Genomic DNA, 13,102 nt, shown 5'->3' on the forward strand with positions numbered 1-13,102 from the left:
ATTCACCACGTGGGGATGGAACAGACGTGAGCACCGTGCCTGAGACCGAGCGCCCGTTGCACCTGGCACTGGCCCGGTCCGGGGTGGACCGGGCGGCCGAGCACCGGTTCGACGAGCCCTGGCTGGCGGCCGCCTGGAGCCACCCGAACACCCGGGTCCTGCCGATCGCCGGCGGCGAGGCGTTCGTGGTCGACACCGCGCAGGGCACCGAACTCGTGCTGATGCCCTCCTTCGAGGCGCCGCAGACCGGGGACCGGTACTTCCTCGGCACCGACGAGGACGGCGTCTCCTACTTCGCGCTGGCCGGCGAGAGCCTGCCCGGGCGCCTCGACGGCGACGCCCGTCCGGCCGGCCTGCGCGAGGTCGGCGGGCTGCTGTCCGACCGGGACGCCGGGCTGCTGGTGCACGCGGTGGCGCTGGAGCACTGGCACCGGCTGCACAGCTTCTGCTCGCGCTGCGGGCACCCGACCGAGAAGGCCGGCGCCGGACACGTGCGGCGCTGCACCTCCTGCGCGGCCGAGCACTACCCGCGCACCGACCCGGCGGTGATCATGGTGATCACCGACGAGCAGGACCGCTGCCTGCTCGGCCGCCAGGCGCTGTGGCCGGAGGGCCGCTGGTCGACGCTGGCCGGCTTCGTCGAGCCGGGGGAGTCGATCGAGCAGGCGGTGGCCCGCGAGGTGCAGGAGGAGGCGGGCGTCCGGGTCGGCGAGGTGCGCTACGTCGCCAGCCAGCCCTGGCCGTTCCCGTCCAGCCTGATGCTCGGCTTCCAGGGCAGGGCGCTGCCCGGCGGCACCGAGATCACCGTGGACGGCGAGGAGCTGGCCGAGGCGCGCTGGTTCTCCCGCGAGGAGCTGCGGGCCGGGATGGAGGCGGGGGAGATCCTGCCGCCGTCCGGCATCTCGATCGCCCGGCACCTGGTCGAGCTCTGGTACGGGGAGCCGCTGCCCTCGGCGGCGCGCTGGTAGTCCCGTCGTCCGGCAGTCCCGCGGGAAAGGGGTCCTTGTGAAGGGGCCCTTGTGAAGGGGGCGGCGCGGGGGGCGCATGGTCAATTCCATGCGCCCCCCTTTTTCTTTCCGAGCCCTTTCGGAATTCCTCGCGCCCATCTGTTCGTGTTCGGACGGGCCAGTTCTGCTACCGGGAAGCGGGTCCGGAGGCGCGCGGCCCACCCGCACGGACGATATTGCCGGAAACGGCTGAAACCCCCTCGCCGCGCTCGCTACATTCACCAGGGTGACAATCCCCCGGGGCACCGCCCAATCCCCCAAATACCAGCGCCTCGCCGCCGACCTGCGCCGCCGGATCGCCGAAGGCGAGTTCACCGCCGACGCGGCCCTGCCGGTCGAGAGCGAACTGGAGCGCCAGTACGGCGTCGCCCGCAACACCGTCCGGCTCGCCGTCGACGTCCTCGTCAACGAAGGCCGCCTGGTCCGCCTCCAGGGCAAGGGCACCTACCTGCGCGAACACCCCGTCCTGGACCACCACGCCTACGGGCCCACCCCCCACCCCGCACCCCGCGACTGCCTCGCCGCACCCTCCGCCGCCTACCTCGGCGAGGCCGCCGAAGCCGGGCGGGAACTCAGCACCGACTTCGAGATGATGATCGTCCGGGCCCGGGTGGACATCGCCGAACGACTCGGTCTGCGCCCCGGCGAGGCCATCGTCGTCCGCCGCCAGCTGCGCCTGCTCGACCGCGAGCCCTACTCCATCGAGGAGAGCCACTACCGGGCCGGCCTCGCCGCCGGCACCCCGCTGATGGAACCCGACCCCGTCGACGGCGGCGACGAGGCGGTGCTCGCCACCCTCGGACGCACCGAGATCGGCGCCGTCGACCACCTGGTCGCCCGCATGCCGGGCCCCGAGGAGGCCCAGTGGTTCCAGGGCGGCCCCGGCGTGCCGCTCATGGTGCAGACCCGCGTCACCTACGACCGGCGCGGGCCCGTCCGGGTCATCGAGACCCGCTACTCGGCCGACCGCAGCCGGCTCGTCTACGGCGTCGGCGACCTCGGCGCCCGCACCAGCCTGCCCGCCCCCGCCGCACCCGTCGACCCGGCCCGGGCCGACGCGCCGTGACGCGCGCCGGCTCCGGCCGGACCCGGGCCCGACCGGGCGGACTCAGGCCGCCAGGGCCTTCTTGACCTGGATCAGGCTCGGGTTGGTCATCACGACCCGCTCGCCGCCGCCCGCCGGCGTCACCAGCACCGTCGGAACGGTCTGGTTGCCGTTGTTCACCGACTCGACGAAGGACGCCGACGCCGGGTCCTCCTCGATGTTGATCTCGGTGTAGCCGATGCCTTCGCGGTCCAGCTGGCTCTTGAGGCGGTTGCAGTACCCACACCAGGTCGTGCTGTACATCGTCACGGTGCCGGACATCGAGGGGGCTCCTTCGGAAAGAGGAATGCGTACGGTCACCGGAGGGAACGCCCGCCGGGCGGCGGACATTCCGGCGCGCCACCGACCGTCGCGCGGAGTGACCATCCTGCGATCACACCGGGCCTGTGGACAACTCCGCCCGGGTTGTCCCACCGGACTGAGAGGATGGAACGCATGCAGGAAGACCTCTTGAGCGGCAGCCCCCACGACGGCACCCACGCCGGCTCCCCCTGGGCCGACCCCGGCGCCGCCACGGGCCCCGACGCCGTGCTCGCCGGGCTCGACCCCGAACAGCGCGCCGTCGCCACCGCCCTGCACGGCCCCGTCTGCGTCCTCGCCGGCGCCGGCACCGGCAAGACCCGCGCCATCACCCACCGGATCGCCTACGGCGTGCGCAGCGGCGTCTACCACCCCCAACAGGTCCTCGCCGTCACCTTCACCGCCCGCGCCGCCGGCGAGATGCGCGGCCGACTGCGCCAGCTCGGCGCCGACGGAGTCCAGGCCCGCACCTTCCACGCCGCCGCCCTGCGCCAGCTCCAGTACTTCTGGCCGCGCGCCGTCGGCGGCCCCGTCCCCCAGCTCCTCGAACGCAAGGTCCAACTGGTCGCCGAAGCCGCCGGCCGCTGCGGCCTGCGCGTCCAGCGCACCGAACTGCGCGACCTCACCGCCGAGATCGAATGGGCCAAGGTCACCCAGCTCGCCCCCGAGGACTACCCCGCCGCCGTCGCCAAGTCCGGCCGCGACGCCCCCCGCGACCCGGCCGAGACCGCCCAGGTCTACCGCGTCTACGAGGAGACCAAGAGCCGCCGCGGCAACATCGACTTCGAGGACGTCCTGCTGCTCACCGCCGCGATCCTGGAGGACCGCCCGGACATCGCCGACCAGGTCCGCTCCCAGTACCGGCACTTCACCGTCGACGAGTACCAGGACGTCTCCCCGCTCCAGCAGCGCCTGCTCGACCAGTGGACCGGCCCCGACGGCGGCGCCAGCCTGTGCGTCGTCGGCGACGCCAGCCAGACCATCTACTCCTTCACCGGCGCCACCCCCGACTACCTGCTGAACTTCCGCGGCCGCCACCCCCAGGCGACGGTCGTCAAACTGGTCCGCGACTACCGCTCCACCCCCCAGGTCGTCCACCTCGCCAACGGACTGCTCGCCCAGGCCCGCGGCGAGGCCGCCCGGCACCGCCTCGAACTCGTCTCCCAGCGCGAGGCCGGCCCCGAGCCCGTCTACACCGAGTACGAGGACGAGCCCACCGAGGCCGAGACCACCGCCCGCCGGATCAAGGAACTGCTCGCCGCCGGGGTGCGCGCCAGCGAGATCGCCGTGCTGTTCCGCACCAACGGCCAGTCCGAGGTCTACGAGCAGGCCCTCGCCGACCTCGGCGTCCCCTACCAGCTCAAGGGCGCGGAACGGTTCTTCGAACGCCCCGAGGTCCGCGACGCCGGCGTCCTGCTGCGCGGCGCCGCCCGGGCCGGCGACGACCCGCTCACCGACGGCGCCCCCGACCTGGCCGGCCAGGTCCGCGCCGTCCTGGCCGCCCGCGGCTTCACCCCCGAGCCACCGGCCGGCTCCGGCGCCGTCCGCGACCGCTGGGAGTCCCTCGCCGCCCTCGTCCGGCTGGCCGAGGAGTTCGAGCGCACCCGCGCCGCGGACGGCCAGGGCACCGACCTCGCCGCCTACGTCGCCGAGCTCGACGCCCGCGCCGCCGCCCAGCACGCCCCGGCCGTCGAAGGCGTCACCCTCGCCTCGCTGCACGCCGCCAAGGGCCTCGAATGGGACGCCGTCTTCCTGGTCGGCCTCACCGAGGGCACCCTGCCGATCATCTACGCCAAGACCGACGAACAGATCGAGGAGGAACGCCGCCTCCTCTACGTCGGCGTCACCCGCGCCCGCAAGCACCTCACCCTCTCCTGGGCGCTCTCCCGCTCCCCGGGCGGCCGCGCCTCCCGCAAGCCCAGCCGCTTCCTGGACGGGCTGCGCCCCGGCTCCGCCATGCCGGGCGCACGCACCGGCGCGCGCGGCGGGCGAGGGGGCGTCGAGCTCGGCGAACGCTCCGCCGCGCGGCGGGTCCGCGGACCGGTCAAGTGCCGGGTCTGCGAGAAGGTGCTCACCGAGGCCGTCGAGCGCAAGCTGCGCCGCTGCGAGAGCTGCCCGTCCACGATGGACGAGGGGCTGTACGAGCGGATGCGCGAATGGCGGGCCCGGCAGGCGAAGAAGCAGGGCGTGCCGGCCTACGTGGTGTTCACCGACGCCACGCTGATGGCGATCGCCGAGGACGTGCCCGCCAACCGCCAGGAGCTGGCCGTCATCTCCGGGGTCGGCGCCATGAAGCTGGACAAGTACGGGGCCGACGTGCTCTCGTTGTGCGCGGGGGAGGAACCCGAGGAGGATCCGGACGACGTCGAGGACGGCGGTCCGGTCGATCCGGCCTGAGCCGGTCCGGGCACGGTCCGGAGGGCCGCTCGGGTGGCTTCGGAACCCGTCGTGTGACGTGCCGAAGAACTCGCGTGAAAAATAGTTTGCGCCGCGTGCCGGGAGCGCAATAGCCTGCCGGAGCGGTCAAGGGGACGCGGTCGCACGGGGTGAAACCTGTGCCGATACCCCTCGCCCGAGAGCATTACCGAGACAGACATCCGAACATTCGGAGCCAGGGAGACCAGGCTCCGCGAGACGCCGAGAGGAGGCGAAGACAGTGGGAAACATCATGATCACCAAAATGACTGGCCAGACCGTTGTCGCTGCCTCCCTGCGTGCCGCCCGTCTGCGGGCGCTCGCCGAGCTCGGTGGAACCGGTCTGGGTCTCGACACCAATGGTGTCCGCGTCGTCCCCGCTGTCAGTGGCCTTGGTCAGACTGACCTGTGCTGCACGGGCAGTGGGAGCGTCGAGAGGACCTTTGTCGAGACCGGTCTGTCCCGTGATTGGGCGTCGGTCGGCACGTCGCGCTCCGTGCGCGACGAGCGACCGACCCAGGCACCGAAGGCAGCAGTAGCCGCCGCCATGCATGGCGGCTATGCGCAGGTCGTCGGTGCCGGAAACGCCCCGAAGCAGAACGAGCAGCAGATTAACCAGGCCATGGCCGCCTTCACGGGCGCCAAGGCCATCCGGATGCAGGCCTTCCGCGGCCCTGAACCCTGGAGAGAACGAACCTGAGCATCCTCAGGTCGGCACCTCCAGGGCCGCGGAACCCGTCACACCGGGATCCGCGGCCCTTCTGTTTTGTCCGGTACGCAAGACCACCCAGGCCCTCCGGGGCCTCCGGCCCAGCACCACCAGTCCCCTGGGCCGGAACCACTGAGAAGACGAGGAAGACGCCCAAAGTGTCCACGGTCATCACGCCGCCCACCCCGTCCGTACCGCCGACAAGCCAGATCACCAAGGCCGACCAGGCCGACCCCCCGGAGGTTCTTTCCATGCAGCTCAGCTCGATCGAGCAGGCCGAGTCCCTCGGTCTCCCCATCCCGTGCCGCGCCTTCGACCCCGAGGTCTTCTTCGCCGAGACGCCCGCCGACGTCGAGTACGCGAAGTCCCTCTGCGGCACCTGCCCGGTGAAGGACGTCTGCCTGGCCGGCGCCCTGGAGCGGCGTGAGCCGTGGGGCGTCTGGGGTGGCGAGCTGTTCGTCCAGGGCGTCGTCGTGGCCCGCAAGCGCCCCCGTGGCCGTCCGCGCAAGACCGAGGTCATGGCGTGAACCCCGCCCACGAGGCCAGGGCCGTCCGTCGGGGAGAGCAGCCCCCGCTGGACAGCGCCCTCCGCCGATCCGTGCGGATCGCCGCCGCCAAGGCCGACGCCGCAGCCAGCATCCCGTTCCCGAGCAAGCACCACGAGCAGGACCACGACATGAACCCCGCCGCCGTCGATCCCACCGCCCGCGCCGAGCAGGCCACCGAACGTCAGACCCAGAACAGGATCCTCGAGATGCAACTCCTCCACGAATCCCTGGCCCGTGCCCATATGCAAGACAGGATGCACGAGGCCGAGAACCAACGCGTCGTCGGCCGGGTCGCCCGGGCTCGCAAGCTCAAGCAGCGGGCCGAGCGGGCCTCGCTGCGGGCGCGCAAGGCGCTCGCCGTGGCGCTGATGTAAGGCGCCCGGCCCGGGGGCGTGTCCCGTGCCGCCCCCGCCGGACTCCGGTCCGACCCCCGTCGTGCCGCAGGCCGCTCCCCACCGGTGGGGAGCGGCCTGCGGTCGTTGTGGCGGGGTCGGAGGCCCGTCAGTCCTTGCGGGCCCGGGCGGCCTCGGTGCCCTCGCGCGCCGGGCGGGCCTGCTTGACCGGCTTCGCGAGCCTGGTGGTCTCCGTGGGCTCTGCGAGCTTCGCGGGCTCGGCAGCCTTCGCGGGCCTCACCGGCTTCGCGGGTGGCTGTTCGGCGAACTCGGGCAGCCACTCCAGCATCTCCGCGCGGAACGGCGCCTTGGCACCCAGCTGGCAGAGCACCCCGATGGTGCTCAGCGTCACCCGGTGGATCAGCAGGTACGCGGGCGGCAGGTTCAGCTGCTTGCCCAGGTTGTAGGCGGGCGAGCGCGGATCGGCGATCCGGGCCGCCTGGGCGCGCATCCAGGCGCGGGTGAAGTGGAAGTTCTCCACCGCGGCCGGCTCGATGATCGGCAGCAGGTAGTCCAGCACCGCGTCCGGGTCCAGCCGGATCGAGGGCTTCACGAAGCCCTCCTCACGCAGCATCCGGAGCACTCCCGCCGCGTCCCCGGCCAGCGCCATCCGCAGCGAGGCGCCGATCGGCGCGGGCAGCCCGCCCGGCAGCCGGTCCACGGTGCCGAAGTCCAGCACGCCCAGCCGCCAGCCCGACACCGGGCCGTCGTCCTTCAACAGCCGGAAGTTGCCCGGGTGCGGGTCCGCGTGCAGCAGGCCGGTGCGGGACGGGCCGGCGAACAGGAACCGGGCCAGCAACTGCCCGGCGCGGTCGCGCTCCTCCTGGGTGCCGCCCACGATCACCTCGGCCAGCGGGGTACCGCCCATCCACTCGGTGACCAGCACCTGGTCGGCCTGAGCCACCACGCGCGGCACCACGATGTCCGGGTCGCCGTCGAACTCCTCGGCGTGCCGGCGCTGGGCCTGCGCCTCCAACTCGTAGTCCAGCTCCTCCGAGACGCGCTCGCGCAGCTCGGTGATCAACGGCTTGATGTCCAGCCCCGGGATCAGCGGGCCCAGCAGCCAGGCCACCCGGCTCAACTGCGAGAGGTCCGCGAGCAGCGCGTCGCCCGCGCCCGGGTACTGCACCTTGACGGCGACCTCGCGGCCGTCGTGCCAGACCGCCCGGTGCACCTGGCCGATCGAAGCGGCGGCGGCGGGCCGGTCGTCGAACTCGCGGAACAGCTCGCGCCAGTCGTCGCCGAGCCGCTGGGCGAGCGCGGTGCGCACCTTGGCGGCGGGCATCGGGGGAGCGGCGTCCTGGAGCTTGGTGAGTGCCGCCCGGTACGGCCCGGCGACCTCCTCGGGAAGCGCGGCCTCGAAGACGGACAGCACCTGCCCGAACTTCATCGCCCCTCCCTTGAGCTCGCCGAGGACCTTGAACAACTGGTCGGCGGTGGCCTGTTGGAGCTCGGCGGTGACCACCTCGGCGGAGCGGCCGCCGATGCGCTTGCCCAGGCCGAGCGTGGCGCGACCGGCTATCCCCAGCGGCAGGGCGGCGAGCCGTGCCGTGCGGGTCACTGCCTTGCGCGGAAGATCGCTCACCCTGGCCTCCATTCCCTGGCCCCCGATTTCCGGACGGCCGACCATCTCTACGCCATTGTGCCCGCTCCCCGCCGCCTGCCTGGCGGAATTCGACGGGGCGGGGCCGGGCGCGCGGTGCGTTTGTGGGGAGTTGGGCGGCTTGGTCCGGTGGGGGCGGGGAGTGGGGTTCGGGGAGGGTCTGCGCAGGAAGTCGGCGGGGCCGACTTCCTGCGCAGTGGGTGGTGTTGCTCGCTTCCCCGGGGCCCCCTCCCCCCCCGCCCCCCACCCACCCACCTCACCCTCCGCCCGCACCCACCTTCCACCCGTCCCGCGCACCCCGGGCCCGAATCCCTGACCCTGAACCCTGACCCTGAGCCCGCGCCCTGGCCATGGCCCGTCGGCCCGTCGGCCCTTGGCTCGCGCCCTGCCCCGGGCAGGGCGCGGCCCTTCGAGTCGCCGTCGACCGTCGGCTCGTACGGTCGGCGACTCCCCGGCCGTGGGCTCGCACGGCCGGACGTCTGCCCAGGGCCCGGGCCGTCCCGGGGCCGGGTACGGCGGCTGCCGAGCCTCGCAGCCGCCGGGCCCGAGCCCGGGGACGGTCCTCCGTCCTGCGTCCTCCCTCCTCCTGTCGTCCGTCCTCACCTCCTCACGCCGGTGGCAGCGGCTGCCACAGGCACCCGCAGTCCGGATGCCCGCGAAGCCGCAGCCGCCGGAACATCCCGTCCCGCGCCGACACTTCGCAGTACCCGTCCACACTCGGCGGCCGGCCACCGTCCAGGTAGACCTGCACGTGCAGGGCCGCCAGGCCGGCGACCGCCGTCGCCAGAGCGGTGTCGCAGGCCGGTGTCCGGGCCCGCCCCGGGCCGCCGTCGGCCAGCTGGGCCAGGACCCGCGGCCAGGCCGCGTCCTCGTCCTCCCGCCGCAGCACCAGGCAGTGCCCGCAGGTCGACATCCCCGGGATCACCAGCGGCCCGACGACGCCGAACTCCTCGACCACGCCCACGTACAGGTGCGGCACCCCGGCCCGGAGCAGCAGCCGGGCCTCGTACGTCCCGCCGGCGAAGGCGGCGCTGCCGTCCCGCGGGGCGAGGACCACGAAGTCCGGTGGATGGCCGTCGGGCTTGTGCCGTGGCAGCGGCACTGGTTTGCGGCCCGCGGCCCGCTGCACCACCTCTCGGGCGGACGTCGAGCGCAGCCGCCCGATGTCCGCGGCCGGAAGCCCCGCGGGCGAGCAGTCGTCGGGCTTCACTCGGCCGCTGTCGGCCACCGTGACCGTGCCCGTGCCGCCGGCGGAGAGCACCGCCGCGACGGCGGCGCCGACCCGGCCCGCGCCGCGCACCTCGATCCGTGTGTCGGCCCGGCGGCCCAGGATCGCCGGTGCCGCGCCCGGCCCGGAGTGGACCAGGGAGAGCGAGGCGAGGTCGGGGCCGAGCAGGTCACGGTGCGGATCGGGGAAGCGGGCCAGCGCCCGGGTGGCCGCGGCCGCGTCGTCCAGCAGCCCGGTCTCCTCCAGGCCGGTGAGCAGGGCGTCGGCCGGTTCGCGGCCGAGCCCGATGCGTTCGCCCTCGTTCAGGAGCTCCGGCCGGTCGCGTGTCCCGTCGAGCAGCGCGAGGAAGTCGCAGAGGGTCTTGTCGGCGTTGCCGAGCACCCCGGCGAAGCGGGTGACGGTGCCGAACTGCAAGGTTTCGGAGTCCCGCCAGCTGCGGGACAGCGCGGGCTTGAGGGCGAGGCGCACGACGATCTCCCTTCGGATCGTTTCCGGACGGCTGACGGCAGCATGCCCCATCGCGGGGATGCGGTGCGGAAGGTTATCCACAGGCACGGCCGCATGATCGGACCATCGGTTCGCATGCCCTGTGGATAACCGGCCATCCTCTCCGGCGTCGCTTTCCGGACACCCGCCGTCGACCTTCCGTTCCCGATCACTCCATGAAAGATTCCGGCCATGGCAGCGGACTTCTGTCCGTGGTACCGGGTAACGTCGTGTGCCATGGCAGCCGAGCGGGACTCCCATCCACCGGCGTCGCGTCGGCGTGCCCGTGCAGCGTCCGGGTCGCAGGTCGCGGCGCCGAACACGCGCGGGCGCCCGGACCAGCGGCAGCAGCCGAGACCGGCGCCACCGCAGCCACCGCCCGGCGCCGTCGCGCCCGAGGCCCACGACCGTGGTCGGGTCGAGGTGCGCCGCAGCGCCCGCCGCAGCCGTACCGTCTCCGCCTACCGCGAGGGCGACCGCACCGTCGTGCTGATCCCGGCCCGGATGTCGCACGCCGAGGAACAGCGCTGGGTCGCGCAGATGCTGGAGAAGCTCGCCGCCCAGGAGTCCCGGAGGATCCCCGGGGACGAGGCCCTGATGACCCGGGCCCGCGAGCTGTCGGCCGCCCATCTGGGCGATCGCGCCCGGCCCAGCCAGGTCCGCTGGGTCACCAACCAGAACTCCCGCTGGGGCTCCTGCACCCCGAGCGAGGGCACGATCCGCCTCTCCCACCGACTCCAGGGCATGCCCGAGTACGTGCTGGACTACGTGCTGCTGCACGAGCTGGCACACCTGCTGGTGCCGGACCACGGGCCGGCGTTCTGGGCCCTGCTGGAGTCCTATCCGCGGACCGAGCGGGCCCGCGGCTACCTGGAGGGCGTGGTGTCCGCCGCCCGGTTGCCGCACATCCCCGGCGCGCGGCACGCGGATCCGGGCCCGGCCGGGCCGGACCAGGCCGCCTCCTGCGGCTGAGGCCGGGGCGGAACGGGCCCGGGGGAGGGGTGGACCGACCGGGGGTGCAACGGGAAGGGGCGCGGACCGGCAAGGTCCGCGCCCCTTCTCCGTGCCACGCCTCAGCCGGTCAGCTGCCGTGCCCGGGCCACCAGGTCGCGCACCGAGTGGTCGGTGAGCTCCGGCAGCCGGTCGTAGTCGAACCAGCGCAGGTCCAGCGACTCCTCGCTGATCAGCGCCTGAGCGCCGGCCGGGGCCAGCGCGATGTACTGGACGTCCAGGTGGGTGTTCTCCGGCCGGTCCTTGCCGGTGCAGCGGACCAGGTGCCGGTCCAGCTTGGCCGGAACCGGGCCGCCGTCGGCCTCCAGCAGCACCAGGTCGGGGATGCCGGACTCCTCGACGGCCTCGCGCAGCGCGGCGGAGGCGAGGTCGCGGTCGCCGGGCTCGCAGTGCCCGCCCATCTGGAGCCACATGCCGACCTTGGGGTGCAGGGTGAGCAGCACCCGCCCGGCCGCCGGGTCGACGACCGCCGCGCTCGCGGTGATGTGCGCGGGCAGGCAGGAGCGGTAGAGGCCCTCGGGCTGCGCGGCGAGGTGCTCCAGGTAGTCCAGCCGCAGCCGGTCCTGGTCCTCGTCGGCGGGCCGCCACCCGGCCAGCGTGCGGACGGCGTCCGCGTGCAGGGTGGTGGCGGCGGGCGTGTCGGTGGCCGTCATGCGGTGGGCTCGCCCTTTCCGTCGGTGCCGTCCTCGCCGGACCGGGGCCGCTCGTCCTTTCCGTCGGTGCCGTCCTCTCCGAGGGGGGACTTGCCGAGGTCGGGCTTGCCGGCCGCGGCCTCGCCGAGCAGCTTGTCGAACGCGTCGAAGTCGATGCCGCCCTCCAGGTCGTCGCCGGAGCCCCGGTGCACGAAGGCGTCCGGGTCGTCCAGGTCGGCGGCGGTGGGCAGCATGTCCGGGTGCTCCCAGAGCGCGTCGCGGCCCTCGATGCCGCGGGCGTCGGCGAGCAGCGCCCAGAGCCGGGAGGCGTCGCGCAGCCGGCGCGGGCGCAGCTCCAGTCCGACCAGGGTGGCGAAGGTCTGCTCGGCGGGCCCGCCGGCCGCGCGGCGGCGGCGGACGGTCTCGCGCAGCGCGCCCGACTGGGGCAGGTGCGGCTCGGCGGCGGCGTGCACGACGGCGTCGACCCAGCCCTCGACCAGCGCGAGCGCGGTCTCCAGTCGGGCGAGCGCGGCCTTCTGCTCGGGGGTGTCCTCGGGCTGGAGCAGGCCGCCGGCCAGCGCCTCCTGGAGGGCCTCCGGGTTGCTCGGGTCGAGCTGGCCGACCAGTTCCTCCATCCGGGAGGTGTCGACCTTGATGCCGCGGGCGTAGGCCTCGACGGCGCCCAGCAGGTGGGCCCGCAGCCACGGCACGTGGGCGAAGAGCCGCTGGTGGGCGGCCTCGCGCAGGGCGAGGTAGAGGCGCACCTCGTCGGCCGGAACGTTCAGTCCCTCGCCGAACTCGGCGACGTTCTGCGGCAGCAGCGCGGCCTTGCCGGCCGGGGCGAGCGGCAGGCCGACGTCGCTGGAGCCGACCACCTCGGCGGCGAGCGCGCCGAGCGCCTGGCCGATCTGGGTGCCGAACATGGCGCCGCCCATCGAGCGCATCACGCCCATCAGCGGGCCGGCCATGGCCTGCATCTCCTCGGGCAGGACGCCGCCCATGGCGTTGCCGACCCGCTCGGCGACCGGGTCGACCAGGTCCTTCCAGACCGGGAGGGTGGCCTCGATCCACTCGGCCCGGCTCCAGGCGACGGCGGTGCCGGCGCCGGAGGGGAACTCGGTGGAGCCGTCGAGCCACAGGTCGGCCAGCCGGACGGCCTCGGCGACGGCGGAGCGCTCGGCCGCGCTGACCGAGCGGTCCTTGCTCTTGCCCTCGGCGGGCTCGGCGACCACGGTCTGGCGGGCGATGTTCGTGGCGAGGTCCCAGTTCACCGGGCCGCCCTCGAACGAGAGCATCTGGCCGAGCTGCTGGAACGCGGCGCCGAGGTCGCCGGGGTTCATGCCGCCGAACATCGCGGCGAAGGGGTTGTCGGCGCCGCCGCCGGGGCCGCCCGGGGCGCCGGGCATGCCGAAGATCGCGCCGAAGGGGTTGCCGCTTCCGAAGCCGAACGGCTGCGGGCCGCCGGCCGGGTCCTGGTCCTTCTTCTTCTGGGCGTCGTCGGGCTTGGCCTTGCCGTCCTCGGGCTCCTCGGGAGGAACGCCGAATCCGAAGGGAAGGTCGCTCACGGGGTCCTCGATCCGGTCGGCCGTCATACGGGTGTGGCGGAAAAATCTGCGCCCGGGGCGGCGGCGGAGTGGGGGACTCGGGGGCGGCTCCCGCGCGGCAG

12 protein-coding genes are annotated in these 13,102 nt (G+C 73.9%); 7 read left to right on the top strand and 5 right to left on the bottom strand.

Annotated elements, in window-relative coordinates; all coding sequences use genetic code 11:
* Positions 1-26 precede the first annotated feature (26 nt).
* Both nudC and ACFRAR_RS23490 read left to right on the top strand, forming a co-directional pair.
* Positions 27-968: an NAD(+) diphosphatase gene (nudC, locus tag ACFRAR_RS23485; RefSeq protein ID WP_380700105.1), complete on the top strand. Its 942-nt coding sequence runs from the start codon at positions 27-29 to the stop codon at positions 966-968.
* 265 nt (positions 969-1,233) lie between these two features.
* Positions 1,234-2,073 (top strand): GntR family transcriptional regulator, encoded by an 840-nt coding sequence (locus tag ACFRAR_RS23490; protein WP_380700106.1) that lies wholly within the window; start codon positions 1,234-1,236, stop codon positions 2,071-2,073.
* A 42-nt stretch (positions 2,074-2,115) separates the two neighbouring features.
* Here the strand turns inward: ACFRAR_RS23490 and ACFRAR_RS23495 are convergent, their stop codons facing one another.
* Entirely contained in the window at positions 2,116-2,373 is a 258-nt protein-coding gene (locus ACFRAR_RS23495) for a mycoredoxin (RefSeq protein ID WP_380700107.1), read from the bottom strand.
* Positions 2,374-2,640: 267 nt separating this feature from the next.
* Between ACFRAR_RS23495 and ACFRAR_RS23500 the strand changes: the two genes are divergently transcribed.
* From ACFRAR_RS23500 to ACFRAR_RS23515, 4 genes are all read left to right on the top strand, one after another.
* Positions 2,641-4,809 carry an ATP-dependent DNA helicase UvrD2 gene (locus tag ACFRAR_RS23500; RefSeq protein ID WP_380700135.1) on the top strand — a complete coding sequence of 723 codons (2,169 nt, stop codon included), beginning with the start codon at positions 2,641-2,643 and terminating at the stop codon, positions 4,807-4,809.
* A 259-nt stretch (positions 4,810-5,068) separates the two neighbouring features.
* Complete coding sequence (locus ACFRAR_RS23505) at positions 5,069-5,527, top strand: hypothetical protein (protein WP_380700108.1); 459 nt, start codon at positions 5,069-5,071, stop codon at positions 5,525-5,527.
* 167 nt (positions 5,528-5,694) lie between these two features.
* Positions 5,695-6,063 (top strand): WhiB family transcriptional regulator, encoded by a 369-nt coding sequence (locus ACFRAR_RS23510; protein WP_380700109.1) that lies wholly within the window; start codon positions 5,695-5,697, stop codon positions 6,061-6,063.
* Positions 6,060-6,458 (top strand): hypothetical protein, encoded by a 399-nt coding sequence (locus ACFRAR_RS23515; RefSeq protein WP_380700110.1) that lies wholly within the window; start codon positions 6,060-6,062, stop codon positions 6,456-6,458. The genes ACFRAR_RS23510 and ACFRAR_RS23515 overlap by 4 nt, the downstream gene beginning before the upstream one ends.
* Positions 6,459-6,585: 127 nt before the next feature.
* Here the strand turns inward: ACFRAR_RS23515 and ACFRAR_RS23520 are convergent, their stop codons facing one another.
* Both ACFRAR_RS23520 and ACFRAR_RS23525 read right to left on the bottom strand, forming a co-directional pair.
* Positions 6,586-8,061, bottom strand: coding sequence for an ABC1 kinase family protein (locus tag ACFRAR_RS23520; RefSeq protein WP_380700111.1), 1,476 nt, complete (start codon positions 8,059-8,061; stop codon positions 6,586-6,588).
* 625 nt (positions 8,062-8,686) lie between these two features.
* Complete coding sequence (locus ACFRAR_RS23525) at positions 8,687-9,775, bottom strand: TOMM precursor leader peptide-binding protein (protein ID WP_380700112.1); 1,089 nt, start codon at positions 9,773-9,775, stop codon at positions 8,687-8,689.
* A gap of 441 nt (positions 9,776-10,216) precedes the next feature.
* Here ACFRAR_RS23525 and ACFRAR_RS23530 point away from each other — a divergent pair, with 441 nt between their 5' ends.
* Complete coding sequence (locus ACFRAR_RS23530; protein ID WP_380700113.1) at positions 10,217-10,765, top strand: M48 family metallopeptidase; 549 nt, start codon at positions 10,217-10,219, stop codon at positions 10,763-10,765.
* A gap of 101 nt (positions 10,766-10,866) precedes the next feature.
* On the opposite strand, the gene ACFRAR_RS23535 is transcribed toward ACFRAR_RS23530, so the two are convergent.
* Positions 10,867-11,457 carry an NUDIX hydrolase gene (locus ACFRAR_RS23535; RefSeq protein ID WP_380700114.1) on the bottom strand — a complete coding sequence of 197 codons (591 nt, stop codon included), beginning with the start codon at positions 11,455-11,457 and terminating at the stop codon, positions 10,867-10,869.
* Positions 11,454-13,001, bottom strand: coding sequence for a zinc-dependent metalloprotease (locus ACFRAR_RS23540; RefSeq protein ID WP_380700115.1), 1,548 nt, complete (start codon positions 12,999-13,001; stop codon positions 11,454-11,456). The genes ACFRAR_RS23535 and ACFRAR_RS23540 overlap by 4 nt, the downstream gene beginning before the upstream one ends.
* Between the last annotated feature and the right edge of the window lie 101 nt (positions 13,002-13,102).

Source organism: Kitasatospora sp. NPDC056651, from assembly GCF_042792155.1.
Classification (GTDB): domain Bacteria; phylum Actinomycetota; class Actinomycetes; order Streptomycetales; family Streptomycetaceae; genus Kitasatospora.